Raw genomic sequence first — 19,184 nt, 5'->3', positions numbered from 1 at the left:
TTTAAAACCTATTGTTTCGTTATTTTGAGCAGAATAGCTTAAATTTGCACTTGATTTAATATTAAGTGCAAGTTAATGTCAAATTTAAGATTAGCAGCCGTTACAGCGGCTTTTCACAAACGACCCTTGGAAACGGTCGCGCCATTAGAGCGTCCTTCCGAATATTTTGCGCAAAAAGTGTTCAACCGTCGCAAAATGTACAAGTACCTCCCTTCGGATGTTTACCACAAACTTGTCAATGTCATCGACAATCATGAGCGATTAGACAGGGGCATAGCCGACGCCGTGGCCAAAGGCATGAAACAATGGGCGGAGGAGAATGGCGTGACACATTACACCCATTGGTTCCAACCATTGACAGAGGGAACGGCCGAAAAACACGACGCTTTCGTGGAGCATGACGGCGAGGGGGGCATGATAGAAGAGTTTTCTGGCAAACTGCTCATGCAGCAAGAGCCGGACGCCTCGAGCTTTCCGTCAGGCGGCATTCGCAACACTTTCGAGGCGCGCGGTTATTCGGCATGGGACCCCACGTCGCCGGTCTTCATCATGGATGACACCCTTTGCATTCCCACCATTTTCATCTCATACACCGGCGAGGCCCTCGATTACAAAGCGCCGCTGCTACGTTCGTTGCGCGCCGTGAACAAGGCGGCCGCCAATGTGGCCCAACTGTTCTATCCAGAGGTAAAAGAAGTGCAAACCAATCTTGGTTGGGAACAAGAATATTTTTTGGTGGACGAAGACCTTTATCTCGCCCGACCCGACCTCATGCTTACCGGACGCACACTCATGGGGCACGACTCGGCCAAAAACCAACAGATGGATGACCACTATTTCGGAGCCATACCCGAACGCGTGCAGGCCTTTATGAAAGACCTTGAGGTACAGGCTTTGGAATTGGGCATACCCTGCAAGACGCGCCACAACGAGGTAGCTCCCAACCAGTTTGAACTGGCACCTATATTCGAGGAGTGCAACTTGGCCGTGGACCACAACATGGCACTCATGGGACTGATGAAAAAAGTGGCCCACAAGCACAGCTTCAGGGTGCTCCTCCATGAGAAACCTTTCAAAGGAATCAATGGTAGCGGCAAGCACAACAACTGGAGTTTGTCCACCGACAACGGCATACAGTTATACGCTCCGGGTAAAAATTCGGTGGACAACCTGCGCTTCGTAGTGTTCATTGTCGAGACACTCATGGCTGTATACAAACACAACGGACTGCTCAAAGCGTCTATCATGTCGGCCACAAACTCCCATCGTCTGGGTGCCAATGAGGCTCCGCCGGCCATCATTTCCTCGTTTCTCGGCAAGCAACTATCCGATCTTCTTGACCACATTGAGAAAGCGGACAAGGAGGATTTGTTCTCTTTCTCGAGCAAAAAAGGCATGGTGCTCGACATACCAGAGATACCAGAACTATTCATTGACAATACAGACCGCAATCGCACGTCGCCCTTTGCCTTTACGGGCAACCGTTTTGAGTTTCGTGCAGTGGGTTCGGAGGCCAACTGCGCATGTGCCCTCATCGTACTAAACACCACCGTAGCCGAAGCTCTAACCGACTTCAAAGCTCGAGTGGACGCCCTCATGGCCCAAGGAGAAGACAGCTCCAACGCGGTCATTGACGTGATACGCGAAGATATAAGAACGTGCAACCCCATCCACTTTGAGGGCAATGGCTACAGCGAGGAATGGATAGAAGAGGCTAAAAAGCGTGGCCTCGACACCGAAAACTCATGCCCTCTTACCTACGACCGTTATTTAGACCGAGCGTCTATCGCCATGTTTGAAAACATGAACGTGATGCAAGAGAACGAGTTGTACGCTCGAAACGAGGTGAAATGGGAAACTTATATCAAGAAAATACAAATTGAGGCACGTGTCATGGGCGATCTAAGCATGAACCACATCATACCAGTCGCCACGCATTACCAGAGCCAGTTGGCCGAGAACGTGCAGCACATGTTCGCCATTTTCGACCAAAGCGAGGCCACGTCGCTCACGGCTCGCAACAAAGAATTGATACGCGAGATAGCCGAACGCACACAAAAAATAGAAACGGGGGTTGTCAATTTGGTCAACGCGCGCAAAGTGGCCAACAAAATAGAAAACACGCGCGAGCGCGCCATCGCTTACCATGACACCGTGGAAACGAAAATGACGGAGATACGCTATCAGATTGACAAGTTGGAATTGATAGTCTCTGACGACCTTTGGACACTGCCCAAATATCGCGAACTACTTTTCATACGCTAAACGTCGCAAACTATTTAACGGGAGAAGCCTTCTTTCTACGAAATGGCATCTCCCGTTATTTTTGTGTCGAACATACGCCAATGAGCGAACGTCAGGGTTGAGCCAGTTTAAAACTTAACCACCACAAACGCCTTGGAGGGTATGTTGACGATGGCCCTGCCATCTTGAGTTTCCATGGCTTGGTCATTGTTATTAACAATATTCACAATATAGCTTTTCCCATTTTTGTCGTACACGGCACTGCGTTTCCACGCACGCCTTGATGACTATTGGGCGCTTAGCGGAGTGACGCGGAACTTGAACGTCATGTCTTTGTAGCCCAAACGGTGCTGTGGCAACGGCCATGCCCCCCAGCTATTCTCACCACCGAGACCAAATTGCGCAAGGTCAAAGCACAACTCCGTGTACTTGCTTTTACGCAACTCGGGCGCATGGCGCTGCCCTTTGTCATCCCCCTCGTCCAACTCGGCTATGCCATAGTGCAACGCGCTGGCACTGAACAGGCCGTCCGCGGTAACGCAAAATCCCTTGCCCGAAGCCGCGCGCTGTTTCCACCAGCGTATGTCGCTCTTGGTTCCCGTTTCTTGCGGCCGTATGTAAGGATAAAATTGCTCGTCGGCTGTCTGCTCATAGATACCCACCATTTGGCTTTCCTTGCGGTCGACATAGTTCTCTATCGGTCCACGACCATAAAACTCCGACTTGTCCATTTCATAGGGCAGCTCCATCAACATGCCATATCTCAATGGCGCCCCGACGTCCGCTCCCTTGGTGGTGACAAGCGATTGAACCACATCTATCACGCCATTGGCATGAACGGTATAGTCTATTTTTAACGTGGATTGCACCGATGGCATATCAAAGACGGTGCTCACGCACACGACGTTATCACTCATTTTTTTAGAGGAGATGGCCTTAAGGCTCATATCCGGATTTCGCCAAGCCTTAAACTTACGATTCAACCGCGCACCCATGTCATTGTCGGTCACCGCTCTCCAGAAGTTAGGACGCATCTGCCCCCCCTCGCCTAACAAGTCGACTCCTCCCACACGATACTTGCCCATCAAGCCCGTGGACTTGCCAAACACCACTTCCAGGCCATCGTTGTCGGTTACTGTCAACGTGTTTTGCTTTCTGTCGGTTTTCACTTTCAACTTGCCCTCCATGGGTTGGATGGGCTGCATCGTCGGTTTAACCTCCCTGACGGCCATCTGCCTATAGGCTACCGTTTGTCCCTTGGCCATCAGCGGCTCGGCCGTCTTGAGCTTAAACGCCACGTCAAGCATCAGCTCTCCCGTTGCCGGCACATGGTAAGGCAGTGTGAGCGCGCACCTTTTTTGCGGTGCCACGTCAAGCTCGTTTACCTCGCCTTTCTGCACGACCTTGCCATCATTCAGCAGTGTCCATTCCATGATGTAATTGGAAAGGTCGCGGAAAAAATACTCATTGTAAACCGCTATCTTACCCTCGTTCAGGTCGATTGGCTCGGCCCAAACATTCTGGTACACGTACGCGAGGTCATAAGCGTGCGGGTTCAGTTGCCTGTCAGGGCCGATCAAGCCATTGCAATTGAAGTTGTTGTCAGAGCCATCCGTCTTGTTATAGTCGCCTCCGTATGTATAAAGCGGAGACATATTGCCCGTGCCAGCCTCGTATTTGGCGGCGATAGCCTCATAGTCGGCCACCGTTCGGCCGTACCTGAAGTCTGGATTTCGGTGCAAAGCTTGGTCCACGAAGTCCCAGTCGTAACCTCCTTGAAACTTCGGATACTTGCGCACCAAGTCCCAATACTCGAGCAATCCTCCTCCCGAGTTGCCCATGGTGTGGTTATATTCGCACTGAATGAGAGGCTTAGTGTATGTGGTGTCTTGGGCGTATCGCTCACAATCGGCGTGGCTGTAATACATAGGGCAGAATATATCAGTGTTCTTTCCGTCTATCCCCGCGCGCTCCCAGTGTATTGGTCTGCTTTGATCCACCGACTTAATCCATTCGTAGGCAGCCGTGAAGTTCGGCCCATCCACCGTCTCGTTGCCCAAGCTCCACACCACCACGGAAGGGTGGTTGTAGTACATTTCCACGTTGTGCTGGTTGCGCTCAAGTATTTGCTTGGCAAAAACAGGTTTCTTGGTTTCCGAATCGTCCTTGTAACCGAAGGCGTGTCCCTCTTGGTTTGCCTCGGCGGTGACATACAGTCCATACTCGTCGCAAAGATCATACCACACAGGGTCGTCCGGATAATGGCACGTGCGCACGGCGTTGATGTTGAGCCGTTTCATCACCTTGATATCTTGTATCATGCGCTCGCGGGTCACCACATAGCCTCCGTCAGGGTCCATCTCATGGCGATTGGCGCCCTTGATGAGCACCGGTTGGCCGTTGACGAGAAACTGTCCGTCCTTTATCTCCACCTTCCTGAAGCCCACTCTCTGCGGTATCACCTCTGTCACGTTGCCTCTGGTGTCTTTCACCACGGCCAACAGCGTGTACAAATAAGGAGTCTCCGCCGTCCACTTCTTCACGTTTCTCACAACAAATCGCACCGTGCCGTTAGACATTTTACGGAAATTGCCCACCGTTTTACCCACGACAATGTCGTTGTGATTGAGCAGTTTGAACTCTATGACCGGATCGCCCGTCACATCCACATTGATTAACAGTTCGCCGTCCTCGTAGTTATTGCCAAGGTCGGGGGTAATACGGATGTCGCTTACCTGCACCTTTGGGTTGCGCGCGTAGAGATAACTATCGCGCGCCACGCCCGATAGCCGCCAGAAATCTTGGTCTTCGCACATCGAGCCGTCACACCATCTGAAGGTCTGAAAGGCTATCAAGTTCTTGCCGGGCCTCACGTATCTCGTGATGTCAAACTCAGCGGCGACCTTGGAATCTTCCGTGTAGCCCACAAATTGACCATTTACGTATAGATACATGTTTGACGTCACCGAGCCAAAATGGGCTATAACCTGCTTGCCATTCCAGTTTTGCGGTATCTCCACCATCCGTCTGTAACTACCCACGTGGTTGTCTTTAATGGGCACGTCGAGCGGTTTTTCCCAATTAATCTGGTAACTCCATGCCAACCCGATGTTTTTATACAGTGGATCTCCAAAGCCATTTAGCTCCCACATTCCAGGCATCCGCATGGTCGTCCAGCCCGACTCGTCCATGTCAGTCTTATAGAAGTCCGTGGGGCGTTCATTGGCATGACGCACCCATTTAAATTTCCATGTGCCATTTAACGACAAGAAATTTTTTGAGTTGGCTTTCTCGCCTTTCATGGCCAAAGCCTCATTTTCGTAAGCAAAAAACTGTGTATGCGGTTTAAATCTGTTCACCGCGTTGACCTGTAAATCGTGCCACTCGTTCCATGTGGGCCGCGAGCCATCCGCCAGCGTCGTCTCATTTGCGCATGTGGCAGCGTTCACATTCAGCGACAGGGCCATCAAGGCCATTGCCATCAATATTTTTTTCATTGTTTTAGAGTATAAGTATTTTTTAATTTGCAACTCCCCCCTATGCATGTTTTCCAACATTAGGCGAGCCATCTCGCAAGTCTGACGTCGCCAATAGGCACGATCGGTTACGGCGCGTGCCTCTTGGCCGTTATGGCACATGCCGGGAGAGCGCGCGCAAAGGCCACTGTAAAAACTTTGGTTGACAATTTATTCATGATGTTTAGGTTTTGTAAATTCTCTGTACGACAAGGGCGGATAGCTGGCTGAAACACCCATCCTTAATTACAAAGATACGACAATTTTAACTATGGGCTATGGATTAAACAATTTTTAAGGTGCAAAAAAGTGACATTACAAATGGGAATGGCTCTCCCCTTTGTTTGCCATCCCTCCCCAAAAAGTCGCGAAAGCCATAAGAGAAACCAAAATATGTCAAAAAAATGGATGCAAAACAAGCTGCGCAAACTCTTGGCTTTTAGAAGATGAAAAGATAAAATCAGGATGTTTTTTGGCCATCGCCTCGCCCCCAAACCAGCTATCGGCGTGCCATTAGCACCTATTGGCACGGCGAATAAGGCCTCGACGCACGTTGAATGGGGTCCATTCGCCCTGTGGTTAAGCCTTAAAGGCAGCCCGAATAAGCACTAAAGGCAGAGTCCCCGGAAAACTTTGTATAGCCGTGCGAATGCCAAAAGAGCGCAAAAGCATGTCTATCAATTCATTGTGAAAAACTTGAAATAAGGCCGTATTTTCAGCCAATGGATTTTATTTTTCAAGAAAACGAAGCACGCAAGGCCTCTTGTCAAATGTTTTCAAACACCAAGCGCAAATAGTCAAGGTTAACGCCCGCGAAAAGAACCCAATATTATCGCAGTTATAAAAAGCCGTTTTGCGTATAAATGCGTATCTTTGCAATAACAACAAAACACAGTTATTCATGGACAATCCATATATCAAACAATATCCAGACTTGATGGACGGCAAGACCATCATGTACAACCACGGCTTCGGCTCGTCGGCCGCGTCGGGCACCGTGGGCCGCATTCAGCAAACTTTTCCCAACGCTCGAGTGGTGGCTTTCGACATTCCGTTGCACCCCACCGAGGCCATGACATTCCTGAAAGAGAAAGTGGCGCAAGAAAAACCCGACCTCATCATCGGCACGTCGATGGGCGGCATGTACACGGAGATGCTCTACGGGTATGACCGTATATTGGTAAACCCGGCCTTTGAGATGGGTCAAACCATGAAAGAACATGGCATGACAGGCAAACAGACATGGCAAAACCCACGGCAAGATGGCGAGCGAACATTTCTCGTGACCAAGGCTCTGGAGAAAGAATACAAAGAAATGACCGAGCGATGCTTCGTGGAATTGGAGAGCATGCCAGCCAAGGGCAAAGCCGAGGAGCAGGCTCGCGTGTGGGGACTGTTCGGCGACGAGGACCCAATCGTGCACACGTTCGACCTGTATCGCGACCATTACCCGCAAGCGGCCCACTTTCATGGCGAGCACCGCATGGACGACAGGTCGTTCATGAACGGAGTGGTGCCGGTGATAAGATGGATTGACGACCGGCAAGAAAAGCGCGAGCGACCCGTCGCGCTCATAGACAGCAGCGCGCTGCGTGACGCTTACGGCAAACCCAAATCGAGCCTGAACAAAGCTTTCGACATGCTCATAGAGCGTTACGCAGTGTACATCGTGGCGCCGGCGCCCACCAACGATCGCGAGGATTTAGCCGACATGGGCGCATGGGTAGAGCGACACCTGTCCACCCCCGCCCACGACAGAGTGATATATTGCAACCAAAAACAACAACTCTACGGCGACTATTACATAGACGCCAACCCTTGCGCCAACTTCATGGGCACCACCATCGCCTTTGGCAGCGACAAGTTCAAGACATGGGAAGAGGTGATAACCTTTTTCGAACGACTTGGCGGCCAATGAGGCACAAGGCTAATACTCGGTCTTGTCGGTCTTGTCGCGCCACATGTCAAAGGCTTTGGCCCCCTCTGTGGGCAGCAAGACGTCAATGGGAATGGAACGCTTGTCGAGGTCTAACGGTATGTCGTTATAGATAAGGTCGTCGCTAAAGCCGATGGCGCCGGCAGCCTTGCGGTCGTTGGCAAAATAGATATGGCCAAGGCGAGCCCAGTATATGGCGCCGAGACACATAGGGCATGGCTCGCACGAGCAATATATCTCGCAACCCGAGAGGTCGAAACTCCTAAGCCGCGAGCAAGCCGCGCGTATGGCGTTGACCTCGGCATGGGCCGTAGGGTCGTTGTCCATGGTGACACTGTTGGAAGCCTCGGCTATCACCACGCCGTCCTTGGCGATGACGGCTCCAAACGGACCGCCGCCGGTCCTCACGCTCTCTTCGCTCAAGGCAATGGCCCTACGCATCAAAGACTCGTTATTCATTGTATATATTTTTTTAGTTTCGTGAAAATAAACAAATAGTGACACAAAGGTAAACATTTTATCAAGGCATGCCGTGCCTTTACCAATCTTTTAACATCGAAAAAACTTTTTTCCTTTTTTTTGTCGCTACCACAGCGCGCGCTCGCGCTCACTTTTTCTGGCCATTGGCGCGATATATCAGGAAATTATACTTACATTTGCAACATCATGGGCACTATAACATACGGTTTCAGCGACACGCCATTTGGCGAAATTATCGTGGCCGCAACAAAGAAGGGCGTTTGCGACTTGCGATTTTTGGAATATAACAAGTTGGAGACCATTCACGATTTGGGACAACGGTGGGGCGTCTACACTCCTATTACGCTTGATAACGAAATGGCTGAGATGGTAGCCAGCGTGGTGTTCGGGGGCAAACGGCGCAAACTTACCGTCGACCTGCGAAGCACCGACTTCCAGATAGCGGTGTGGAAAGCCGTGCGCGCCATTCCATTTGGGCAGACCGCCACCTATCAAGACATGGCCAGGGCAGCCGGTAACGAAAAGGCCGCGCGCGCGGCGGCAACGGCCGTGGCACAAAATCCGGTGTCGCTGCTCATTCCGTGCCACAGGGTGGTGCGTGGCGATGGAGACACCGGCGACTACCGATGGGGACGGGATTTGAAACGAAAACTGTTGAAATGGGAAGCCGAGACCGTTGCCGCCCAGCCAAAAAACGGCATGGCGACAGACCTAACCCAGCTGATAGACATACACTGCAGCAACGTGCCGTTGGTGGAAGAACTCTCGCAAGACATGTTTAAAGGAGATTTGGATGGATTGTTCTGAACTTTTTGACCGCGTGTCGCAACTGCTCACCACACAAGACCTTGAGCCGGCCATACAAAACAAGATTATGCACGAGACGTTGGTACAGACTTGTACCTACGGCCTGAAAAATTGCAAGTATGGGTTTGGAGACCTCAACGCACAGGTGGAACAACTGATAGAGCGACACCATATCTCTCAAACGGTGGCCAACGCCATACATAAAATGCGGCGAGACAGCAACAGAAGCGACGCCTTGTTGCCAGAAGAGCTGCTACATGACGCACGCGCCTTGGCCACGTTTATCGCGCAGGTGCTCAACGTTGACATACCCAAGGGGCTAACGTCAAAATTGCCGCGAAACATGAACGACACACGCGGCAGGAACCGAGCCAACTCCCCCGACAAGCGTTGCACGGTGATGGCATGGGATGACACGACCATCACGGTAAGGGTGGACGAGGACGACGCGAGGGATTGGAAAAAAGTTTTTTACACCAAAGAGACACAATACGCCAACATGCAATACATGCGTGGCATACTGCGAAAGCACATGCAGCTCAACTTGATAGGATGCCACGTGGATGGAGACGCCATCACGCCACAACTAATCGTGGTGGAACCCGACTGCCTGATAGACATCAGCAGCATCGCGGCATGCTTTGAGGATTATGGACACCACCCATTGCTCTATCTGATAAACCGATTGAAACCACGCCCTGTCAGCCAACCCATCTTGTTGGGCAATTTTGCCAGCAACGCGCTTGACGACATTATCAGCAACCGAGAAGCTGACTTCGCCAGCACTCTGGTGAAAAATTTTACGAAAAACGCCGTGGAATACAGTACCTGCCAAGATTTTAACGCCACAAAATTCAAACAGGACGCCATGACGCAAATGCGTAACCTAAAACAGATAGTGGCAGAAATAGAAAATGGACACAACCTCAAGAAAGCCATCCTTGAGCCTTCGCTTATCTGTGAAAAGTTTGGATTGCAAGGACGAGTGGACCTCATGACCACCGACCTGAAACTGTTGGTGGAGCAGAAGTCGGGGCGAAACATCTTTTTGGAACGTGGCACCAAAAACCAATACGGAGGTCAACATATTGAGAAACATTATGTACAGCTACTACTCTACAACAGCATTCTCTATACCATATCTCCCAACTCGAAACGCGACATACAACTGCTTTACTCTAAATTTGAGTTGCCGAACGGGTTGATAAAAGTGAAAAACCTCATGGAACTGTTCTACGAGGCCATACGCTTTCGCAACGAGGCCGTGGCGCTGGAGTTTGACATCGCTCATAACGGCTTGCGGCACATATTGCCAACGCTTAGCGTAGAAAACCTGAACACAGCAGGCAGACAAGACTTTTTCTATGACAGATACCTACGGCCACAACTTGAAAAAACACTGTTGCCACTGCAACAAATGCGACCATTGGAACGCGCTTATTTTTGCAGGATGACGCAATTTGTAATTCTCGAAAGCCTGTTGTCCAAAGTGGGCGTATGTGAAAGCTCGGGCAACAGCGTGGCCAACTTGTGGAACATGCCACTCGCGGAGAAAAAAGAAACTGGAAATATTTATACCAACCTTACCATTACAAACAAGGTGAAGAGCGGGCAACCTAAAGGCAACGACAGCTACGACCTTGTCACTTTGGCCTTGCCCGAACAAGACGAGGGCTTTCTGCCCAATTTTAGACGCGGTGACATGGTATGGCTCTACGCCTATCCAAAAAACGAAGAGCCAGACATCCGGAAGGCATTGGTTTTCAAAGGTGGACTGGCCGACATACATGCCAACAAGATAACAGTAAAACTGAGCGACGGACAGCAGAACAAACACATCTTCGACCACCTGCCTTATTCCGACCTGACACTCTCCAACGAAGAGGATGCCCGGCCTGAGCAACGCTTCGCATGGTGCATAGAGCATGGCAACAGCGACGTTGGCGGCAGCTCGGCCATACGCGCGCTATACGAGTTTGTAACCTCGGCCGACCACCGCAAGGCTTTGCTGTTGGGGCAGCGCGAACCCCGACGCGACACCTCGCTGTCGCTGTCGCGCAGCTACGACCCTACGCTCGACCCCCTATTGCTCAAAGTGAAGCAGGCGCAAGACTATTTTTTGTTGGTGGGCCCACCCGGCACGGGCAAGACAAGCAGGGCGTTGAGATTCATGGTCGAGGAGGAACTGGCCAACAAATCGAGCGCGGTGTTGCTACTCGCATATACAAACCGCGCCGTGGACGAGATTTGCGACATGCTTGTGGACGCAGGCATCGACTTTCTTCGCGTTGGCAGCGAGTTGAGCTGCGCGCCGCAATTCGAGGCTCACCTCATTCCCAATGCCGTGGGCGAGAAACCTCTACTAAACGAGATGAAGGCCACGTTGGCAAGCGCGCGCGTGGTGGTGGGCACGACAGCGACGCTTCAGGCCAGGCCGTTCATTTTCGGCTTGAAACATTTTACGATGGCGTTGGTAGACGAAAGCTCGCAGATTTTGGAACCAAACATCATCGGATTGTTAGCCGGGCACGTCGGGACGACCGGCAAAACGGCAAGCGACATTTGCGACATTGACAAATTTGTGCTCGTCGGCGACTACAAACAGCTGCCGGCCGTGGCGCGGCAAAACGACGCACAAGCTACCGTTAGTGAGCCGGAGCTGCATGAGATATGCCTGACAAACTGCAAGAACAGCCTGTTCGAAAGGCTCATAAATATTGAGAAGAAGAGCGGGCGGACGGCATTCATGGGTGTGCTACAGTTGCAAGGACGCATGCATCCGGACATAGCTGAGTTTCCAACCAAGGAGTTTTACTTTGACGAACAGCCGCGGCCTGTGCCTTTAAGGCATCAATTGGCCACAACGATCGATTACAAATTGCCATCCGAAGACAGCGTGGACGACATGCTGAAGCAGCATCGGATGTTGTTCATCGCATCCGGTTTTTGCAGGCGACCCGACATCTCCGACAAAGTGAACACTATCGAGGCGCGCGTCGTGGCCGACCTGCTAAGACGCATACACCGATTCGCGGATACCGGTTTTGACCCTGACAAGACGGTGGGCGTGATCGTTCCTTACCGCAACCAGATAGCGATGATACGCAGGGAGATAGAAAAAATGGGCATTGCCGATTTGGAAAAAATAAGCATTGACACGGTGGAACGCTACCAAGGCTCACAGCGAGATGTCATAATCTACTCTTTCACGATACAGCGACGTTACCAGCTGGACTTTCTCACAGCTAATGTTTTTGAAGAAAACGGACATACCATAGACCGGAAACTAAACGTGGCGATGACGCGAGCGCGCAAACAACTGGCGCTCGTTGGCAATCCAAGCGTCCTTGGCGAGAACGCGCTTTTTAAGCGAATAATAGACTATTCAAAACAAAAAGAATGTTATATAAGGGAGTATATGCCTACAATTACGGAACAATACATTTAAGAACAAACAGCCATCGAAAAAAAACACTTACATTTGCAGGAGAAAACCATTAGGGTATTTTTAAAACATTACATTATGAAAAAAATTATTTTATCAGCTGTAGTCATGCTCGCATCTGTCGCAGGCTATGCTCAACATGAAGTGGGAACCGTTACCATTCAGCCTAAAGTGGGTTTGAATGTGGCCACATTGACTAATTATGACAAAGCCGACCCACGTTTTGGCGTGGCCGCTGGCGCGGAACTTGAGTATCAGCTCACAGACATTGTGTCACTATCGGCTGGCGCCCTTTACTCTATGCAAGGCTACAAAACCTCTGTATCACAAGGGAAAATTAGCATAACCAACACTCACAAGGTGGATTATGTGAACGTGCCTGTCATGTGCAATGTATATGTGGTAAATGGTTTGGCCGTTAAATTAGGTGTGCAACCGGGTTTCAAAGTGAACAGCAAGAACGACTTCAAGGCAAATACCATACTGGGCAAAGCCTCTGAATCTTTTGACATGAAAGCCAAAAGCGTAGACTTCTCAATTCCGGTAGGTCTCTCTTATGAGTACAGAAACTTGGTTCTTGACGCTCGTTATAACTTCGGCGTAACCAAAGTGTTTGAAAACTCAGACACTAAAAACAGCGTATTCCAGTTCACATTGGGTTATAAATTTGAGCTCTAAGCCCCGCGAGACAAAGACAACAAACCGTTGTTAAACATATAGCGGAAAGCCTGAGACTGCATGTCAGTCTCAGGCTTTCTTATTTATATGGTATCGTTTGGCATCAATAATTTACGCATGAAAAAGGAAATCAGGACACGGTCATGATGCGTCGATGGATCTATCACGGCTTGACAGACGTTCTAATAATAGTTGGAACAAGCGTGAAATGGCATAGTTGTCAAGACTTTGCTCATCTATCCAAACGTATTCCGACGGCAAAACGGGGCGTCGTTCTGGCTCCCAAAGATAAAAATCGGACAGAATAATACGATGTGTCAGCACATGCTTGACAGACAGGGCAATGGGTTTCCAAGCGGAATTAAAACCCATTGAAGATATGGAAAACACCTTTTCTTTAGACAAGCATTTACGTTTTTTGTCGTCATCCCCATTGGCAGCCATAACGTCAGCACACAAATAGGGTTCCCACAATCCTTGCCATATATCGCCTTTGCCACGCTGACGAATGGCTGTTTGCCCATTGCAACGTATGTAAACATAGGTCATGCGGCGCATTTTCACCTTTACCGTCTTGAGCTTCACGGGCAACTCGTCCACCCGTCCCTGCCGAACGGCGTCGCACTGGTCTACAATTGGGCATGCAACGCAGTCCGGATTTTGTGGCGTGCATTGCATGGCACCAAAGTCCATGATAGCCGCGTTGACCTCGGGATGAGTGACAACCTGTTCTGCCAACGCCTTAAACAGTTTCTTTCCTGCCGTGGAGTTGATAGGCGTATCTATGCCAAACACACGCGCCAACACACGATAGAAATTGCCATCGACGGCTGCCACAGGATTGTCAAACGCAAAAGCGGCAATGGCCGCGGCCGTATATTCGCCCACTCCCTTGAGTTTTCTTATCTCGTCTAACGATTCAGGAAAATAGCCCAAGCGTACTAACTGCTTGGCAGCATGGTGCAAATTGCGCGCTCTACTGTAATAACCCAAACCTTGCCACAACTTCAATACCTCGTCTTCAGACGCAGACGCTAACGCCTCGACCGTGGGATACTCGCTCATGAAACGTTCCCAATAAGCCGTACCTTGGCTGATACGCGTCTGTTGAAGAATGATTTCACTCAGCCAAATGGCGTATGGGTCGCGCGTTTGACGCCACGGAAGGTCGCGACCGTGCCGTGAATACCATTCGAGCAACACTTGGGCAAGTTGGGAAGGAGCCATCTACAAGTTATCCTCCTCACATGCACAGGATGGGCATACGCCCTTGACCATGTAGTTGATGGTCGCGACAGAGAAGCCATCGGGCAATTCGACGGCAGGAATAGGAATGTCGTGCAGGCAATACACTTGTCCGCAGCGCTCGCAAAAAAAATGTACATGCACATCGTCATCCTCGTCTTCGTCGTGGCTTAAGCACAACTCATACCTCACGCCACCATTCCCATCCTCTAACGAATGTACCAAATGGCGCTCCTTGAAAAGCATGAGCGTACGAAAAACACCACTTTTATCAATCGTCAAAATGGTATTTTCCAATTCGGAAACAGACATGGGGCGTTCCTCGTGGGCCAGTGCCTTGAGCACCACGATGCGGTTGCTGGTGGGCTTGATGGCATGTTTCTGTAACAGTTCAACGCATGCAGATTCGTTCATAACAAATGCAAAAATACGAATAAAAAAACGTTTTAGACCATCTCGTCACGTTAAAATAGCTATCTTTGCATTACAAACCTCTGAATAATCCATTCTATGAAAATAGAAAATCCATCTTTTGAGATATGGCTTCAAGACAGTGGAGCCAACGGTATATATCGCCAAATAGAGCGCGCGGGGCGTGTTTGCTACAAGAGTGAAAGCCACGCCAATGAGAAATCAGCTCGCCCATTTGTGGAAAAAATGATCAAAAACAAACATACGGCCATGTTAGAGCATGGCACAGTATATCTGTTTTTTCAAGAATTTGACAATGAAATGCCGCATGCCCGGCGGTCAACGAGCCCCAAACCTTGGCTTCGCTACGAAAAAAACGCATTTTCAAGGGTGGTGGCCAAAGATGGCAAATATTACGTGACAACCAATCTACGTGTGCTCTCGGAAAATGACTGGATGGACGACCTTGAGTTCTTGTGTGAGCCGCGAACTTACCACGAGCGTCGCGTGACGGTACATTTTACCACTCAAATTGGCACAACGAGAGAGTTTAACCGTCACAGAGCCAATTCGATGGCAGAACAAAGCACTCGCTATTGCAACTACGCCAAAGACAAATTTGGCAACGAGATCACTGTCAACATACCGGTGTGGATAGCCGAACTCATCCAAGAACAAGATCATTCCACACCGAATTGTTCGACGGAACAATTGCCTTCGCTCTTCGAGAAAGTTTACAGTGGCACCGCGACCAAACTTGAAAATTGGACTTTCGCCAACCTTGCCGCTGAAAAAGCATATATGAACCTGACCGCCGCGGGCTGCAAACCGCAAGAAGCAAGGGCCGTATTGCCTCTTGACACCAACACCGAATTGGTGCACACGGCATTCGTGTCAGACTGGAAACACTTCTTCGAGCTACGCTCCTTAGGTGTCACAGGCGTGCCGCATCCTGACGCGAAAGTGTTAGCCCAGCCACTGATGGATGAGTTTATTCAACTTGGATTGATTGCCGAGGAATAAATCTCCACGGAAATAAAAACACCTTTTATGGGCTTTTTATGTCATGCTTTCCAATCGTTACCACATTACATTGAAAAACAATTCATTGTTACATCGTCTGCACTATGATGGCGAGTTGCCCAAACGCTTGAACAACCCTTTTTATTACCAGCCCGATCCATTAAGCCAAAAAGCGATAGACGAGTTGGCCGCCTATCTCTCAGGTGCCGAAAACCAACGCTTCGCGGCTCATCATGTCAATCCTGATTTTAAGCGAGAGATAGCCCAAGGCAAGATGTTCGGCGTGCTTGTCGTCAAGAAATCCGCCGCCACAGCAACAACAAGCGACGCTCGCGGCGACAAAAACCTGTATTATCTTGCGGGATATAGCGGACAAATATGTGGGCGAAGCGATTGGGACGAATTTGTGCCGGCAGTGTTTGACTACCTTGAACCGGATGGATTTTTCAAGCGCGAGGAGGCCGAAATCGTAAGCTTAAGCCATGACATAGACGCGATGCCACGCCCCCTTAAGTGGGAAGAAACGTTAGAAAACGCCCACCGGCCCGCATATTTCAAGGGGCGAAAGGCAGACGAGGATGAGGAAGCGTACATTCGTCGTCGTCAATTTGAGAACGCCGAGCTACATCGCTGGAAGCTGAAGATGCGACAAAAGCGTGAAAAGTTTGAGGCCCGCGAAAGTCAAAAAGCTAAAAAAATAGCCTCGTTGAAGACCTTGCGCAGGCAAAAGAGCGACGCTTTGCAGACATGGTTGTTTCGCCAATTCGTGATGCGGAACGGAAAGGGAGAAAAGCGAGACTTGACAGAGATATTCCAAGAATGCCAGCTTTCGGGCGCCATTGACAGCGCGTCAAATTCTAAGAACACCCCACCACCTGCCGGAACCGGCGAGTGTTGCGAGCCCAAACTTTTGCAACACGCTTTTAAGCACGGTCTGATCCCCATTAGCATGGCTATGTTTTGGTGGGGAAAGAGCCCGCGTGGCGAGGTTCGTCATCACTTGGCATGCTATCCGGCATGTCATGGCAAGTGCAAACCCTTGCTACACTGGATGCTCCAAGGCATCGATGTGGCACCCAACGCATTGGAAGAGGAAAGGCGCCACAGCTTGGAAACAATATACGATGATGAAGACATTTGCGTGATAAACAAGCCGGCCGGCATGCTCGCCGTACCGGGAAAAAGCCAACGAGAGAATGTCTACAGCTTGATAAGGCAACGCTACCCTGACGCCACCGGGCCTCTCATCGCTCATAGATTGGACATGGCCACGAGCGGGTTGATGGTGGTTGCCAAAAGCACGCGAGCGTACCTGAACCTTCAAGCGCAATTCGCCAAACGACAAATTGGCAAGCGATATGTAGCCATACTGAGCAAACCCTTGACCCAAGCCACGGGAAAAATAAGCCTTCCGCTGCGTCCCGACCTTATGGATCGTCCCAGGCAAATAGTAGATTGGCAACACGGCAAGGCCGCCACAACCCATTTCGAACGCATAGACAGCTGTCGCGTGGCCCTATATCCCCTAACCGGCCGGACCCATCAGCTTCGCGTGCACTGCGCCCATCTTGATGGATTGAACAATCCTATCAAGGGAGATGATCTTTATGGACAACACGCAAATCGCCTGTACCTACATGCCGAGCGTCTTGTTTTCAAGCATCCAAGCACTGGAAGACGGATGGAATTTTCCCTTCCGGCTCCATTCTGAGCCAGAAAATCAAACAAAAAAAGTGACTAAAATTTGCGCCACGACTACACGGACAAACATGCCCAAAGGGTATACCGTAGCGTAAGAGATACTCGGTGTGTCGCCCTCGATGCTGTCATTGGCATAGCTTAGCGCCATAGGATTGGCCATACTGCCACACAAAATGCCACAAACGCTGCCAAAATCGAGCTTCCTGGCCTTTAGGATGATGAGGCCCACAACAATTATTGGCACCACCGTGATGAGGAAACCAAGCCCTACCCAAAGCATTCCTTCCGGCCTGACCACCGTCGCGAGAAAATCCTTGCCGGCGTCAAGCCCAAGACAAGCAAGGTATAATGACAACCCGAGTTTGCGCAGCATCAAGCTCGCCGAGCGCGTGGTGTAGGATATGAAGTGCATGCGAGGGCCCAGCGCGCCGACAACGATGCCCATGATAATCGGACCTCCAGCTATACCCAAACGTATGGGCATGCTCATGCCCGGCACAGCGATAGGGATGGTCCCGATGGCCAAACCGAGAATGATGCCTATGAATATACTACCAATGTTAGGTTCCTCGAGCGTCTTGACAGAGTTTCCGAAGAAATGCTCCGCGTTATTCACGTCATCATGTTTGCCCACCACGGCGACACGATCGCCATATTGCAGGCGCAGGCTGTTGGCGGCAAGCAATTTAATATCGCCGCGCATCACCCTGCTGACATTAACGCCACACACCTGCCGCATATGCAATTCGCCCAACCGTTTGCCATTGAGGCCACGACGCGTAACCACGCAAACCCTGCTCTCGACTTTGGAATCGATAGCGTTCCAGTCTATCTTTTCCTCATTCCAGTCTTTCTTTTCCTTCTGCCCAAAAAGCAAAACGATCGCGTTCTCATCGTCCCTTTCCATGACCACGAGCAACGAGTCGTCCTTCTTGATCACCGTGTCTGCCAAAGGAACGAGCACCTCTCCGTTACGCCATATGCGCGAGATGATAAATCGCAAGCGCGACATTTGCACGATTTGGAGTATTGTCATACCCTCGACAGCTGGATTAATAACGGTGAGTTGTGCTATATGGGTATGGTTGTCCTCGTCTTGCGAGCATACCACAAGGTCTTGGGGCTTGACGAAAAACTTTCGTATGAACACCATCGCAAATATCACTCCCACTACACCGAGAGGATAAGTGACGGCCGTGGCCAACGCGGCGCTGCCACTTGAGACGTTCACATGCTCCAAGGCTTGCGTCGCGGCGCCCAGCGCCGGGGTGTTGGTGGTGGCGCCACAGAGCAATCCTATCATATTGGGCACGCTCACATGGGTGATCGGAACGAGCAGCATGGCAAACGCCGTGCCCACGAAAATGACCAGCATGCTCCACATATTAAGCTCCATGCCCTCATGCCGAAGCGAGCCTATAAAGTTTGGCCCGACCTGCAATCCCAGGCAATACACAAATATGGCGAGCCCAAACGTCTCGACAAAATCAAGTGTGTCAAGGTTCACCGTCAATCCGATGTGCCCCGCTAAAATACCTATAAAAAACACAAAGGCTATACCAAGCGATATGCCCATCACCTTAATTCGGCCCAAGGCCAGGCCCAAAGCGATAATCAGTGATATTACGATGACCGTCTGTACAGACGAGTGAATGCTAAAAAGAGATGTAACCCAATCCATAACGCAAGGGTGCGAACT

12 protein-coding genes are annotated in these 19,184 nt (G+C 50.4%); 7 read left to right on the top strand and 5 right to left on the bottom strand.

Translation table 11 applies throughout. The features are described from left to right. Positions 1–75 precede the first annotated feature (75 nt). Complete coding sequence (locus HMPREF1640_RS01890) at positions 76–2,265, top strand: glutamine synthetase III (RefSeq protein WP_036891918.1); 2,190 nt, start codon at positions 76–78, stop codon at positions 2,263–2,265. Positions 2,266–2,531: 266 nt separating this feature from the next. Here HMPREF1640_RS01890 and HMPREF1640_RS01885 read toward each other — a convergent pair whose 3' ends face one another. Beyond that, positions 2,532–5,741: a glycoside hydrolase family 2 TIM barrel-domain containing protein gene (locus HMPREF1640_RS01885; protein ID WP_036891997.1), complete on the bottom strand. Its 3,210-nt coding sequence runs from the start codon at positions 5,739–5,741 to the stop codon at positions 2,532–2,534. A gap of 919 nt (positions 5,742–6,660) precedes the next feature. Here HMPREF1640_RS01885 and HMPREF1640_RS01880 point away from each other — a divergent pair. After that, entirely contained in the window at positions 6,661–7,677 is a 1,017-nt protein-coding gene (locus HMPREF1640_RS01880; RefSeq protein ID WP_036891916.1) for a YqiA/YcfP family alpha/beta fold hydrolase, read from the top strand. 9 nt (positions 7,678–7,686) lie between these two features. Here the strand turns inward: HMPREF1640_RS01880 and HMPREF1640_RS01875 are convergent, their stop codons facing one another. Continuing rightward, positions 7,687–8,154, bottom strand: a complete 468-nt coding sequence (locus tag HMPREF1640_RS01875; protein WP_036891914.1) for a nucleoside deaminase — start codon at positions 8,152–8,154, stop codon at positions 7,687–7,689. A 207-nt stretch (positions 8,155–8,361) separates the two neighbouring features. Between HMPREF1640_RS01875 and HMPREF1640_RS01870 the strand changes: the two genes are divergently transcribed. The 3 genes from HMPREF1640_RS01870 to HMPREF1640_RS01860 all read left to right on the top strand — a co-directional run bounded on the left by HMPREF1640_RS01870 (position 8,362) and on the right by HMPREF1640_RS01860 (position 13,105). Continuing rightward, a complete protein-coding gene (locus tag HMPREF1640_RS01870) occupies positions 8,362–8,982 on the top strand; it encodes a methylated-DNA--[protein]-cysteine S-methyltransferase (protein ID WP_036891995.1) in 621 nt (206 codons plus the stop codon). After that, positions 8,969–12,430 (top strand): ATP-binding protein, encoded by a 3,462-nt coding sequence (locus HMPREF1640_RS01865; protein ID WP_036891913.1) that lies wholly within the window; start codon positions 8,969–8,971, stop codon positions 12,428–12,430. The genes HMPREF1640_RS01870 and HMPREF1640_RS01865 overlap by 14 nt, the downstream gene beginning before the upstream one ends. Positions 12,431–12,505: 75 nt before the next feature. Next, on the top strand, positions 12,506–13,105 hold the full coding sequence (locus tag HMPREF1640_RS01860; RefSeq protein ID WP_036891911.1) for a porin family protein: 600 nt from the start codon (positions 12,506–12,508) through the stop codon (positions 13,103–13,105). A 141-nt stretch (positions 13,106–13,246) separates the two neighbouring features. Here the strand turns inward: HMPREF1640_RS01860 and mutY are convergent, their stop codons facing one another. Beyond that, complete coding sequence (gene mutY / locus HMPREF1640_RS01855) at positions 13,247–14,332, bottom strand: A/G-specific adenine glycosylase (RefSeq protein ID WP_036891909.1); 1,086 nt, start codon at positions 14,330–14,332, stop codon at positions 13,247–13,249. Next, the gene (locus HMPREF1640_RS01850) at positions 14,333–14,764 is read right to left on the bottom strand and encodes a Fur family transcriptional regulator (protein WP_036891907.1); all 432 of its coding nucleotides are present in this window, start codon (positions 14,762–14,764) and stop codon (positions 14,333–14,335) included. A gap of 96 nt (positions 14,765–14,860) precedes the next feature. Between HMPREF1640_RS01850 and HMPREF1640_RS01845 the strand changes: the two genes are divergently transcribed. Both HMPREF1640_RS01845 and HMPREF1640_RS01840 read left to right on the top strand, forming a co-directional pair. Then, positions 14,861–15,784: an FAD-dependent thymidylate synthase gene (locus HMPREF1640_RS01845; RefSeq protein WP_036891905.1), complete on the top strand. Its 924-nt coding sequence runs from the start codon at positions 14,861–14,863 to the stop codon at positions 15,782–15,784. Between the two features lie 70 nt (positions 15,785–15,854). Next, positions 15,855–17,495 carry an RluA family pseudouridine synthase gene (locus HMPREF1640_RS01840; protein WP_231565816.1) on the top strand — a complete coding sequence of 547 codons (1,641 nt, stop codon included), beginning with the start codon at positions 15,855–15,857 and terminating at the stop codon, positions 17,493–17,495. 9 nt (positions 17,496–17,504) lie between these two features. On the opposite strand, the gene HMPREF1640_RS01835 is transcribed toward HMPREF1640_RS01840, so the two are convergent. Further along, positions 17,505–19,166 carry a putative transporter gene (locus tag HMPREF1640_RS01835; protein ID WP_036891904.1) on the bottom strand — a complete coding sequence of 554 codons (1,662 nt, stop codon included), beginning with the start codon at positions 19,164–19,166 and terminating at the stop codon, positions 17,505–17,507. Between the last annotated feature and the right edge of the window lie 18 nt (positions 19,167–19,184).

Source organism: Prevotella sp. S7-1-8 (assembly GCF_000758925.1).
Lineage (GTDB): Bacteria > Bacteroidota > Bacteroidia > Bacteroidales > Bacteroidaceae > Prevotella.
The sequence above is the reverse complement of the archived record's forward strand: the minus strand, read 5'-3'. Positions and strand labels throughout refer to the sequence as shown.

Coding starts and splice junctions, on each gene's coding strand:
- HMPREF1640_RS01880 (WP_036891916.1), top strand. CDS start 6,661: ATGGACAATCCATATATCAAACAATATCCAGACTTGATGGACGGCAAG.
- HMPREF1640_RS01870 (WP_036891995.1), top strand. CDS start 8,362: ATGGGCACTATAACATACGGTTTCAGCGACACGCCATTTGGCGAAATT.
- HMPREF1640_RS01890 (WP_036891918.1), top strand. CDS start 76: ATGTCAAATTTAAGATTAGCAGCCGTTACAGCGGCTTTTCACAAACGA.
- HMPREF1640_RS01865 (WP_036891913.1), top strand. CDS start 8,969: ATGGATTGTTCTGAACTTTTTGACCGCGTGTCGCAACTGCTCACCACA.
- mutY (WP_036891909.1), bottom strand. CDS start 14,332: ATGGCTCCTTCCCAACTTGCCCAAGTGTTGCTCGAATGGTATTCACGG.
- HMPREF1640_RS01860 (WP_036891911.1), top strand. CDS start 12,506: ATGAAAAAAATTATTTTATCAGCTGTAGTCATGCTCGCATCTGTCGCA.
- HMPREF1640_RS01885 (WP_036891997.1), bottom strand. CDS start 5,741: ATGAAAAAAATATTGATGGCAATGGCCTTGATGGCCCTGTCGCTGAAT.
- HMPREF1640_RS01845 (WP_036891905.1), top strand. CDS start 14,861: ATGAAAATAGAAAATCCATCTTTTGAGATATGGCTTCAAGACAGTGGA.
- HMPREF1640_RS01835 (WP_036891904.1), bottom strand. CDS start 19,166: ATGGATTGGGTTACATCTCTTTTTAGCATTCACTCGTCTGTACAGACG.
- HMPREF1640_RS01850 (WP_036891907.1), bottom strand. CDS start 14,764: ATGAACGAATCTGCATGCGTTGAACTGTTACAGAAACATGCCATCAAG.
- HMPREF1640_RS01875 (WP_036891914.1), bottom strand. CDS start 8,154: ATGAATAACGAGTCTTTGATGCGTAGGGCCATTGCCTTGAGCGAAGAG.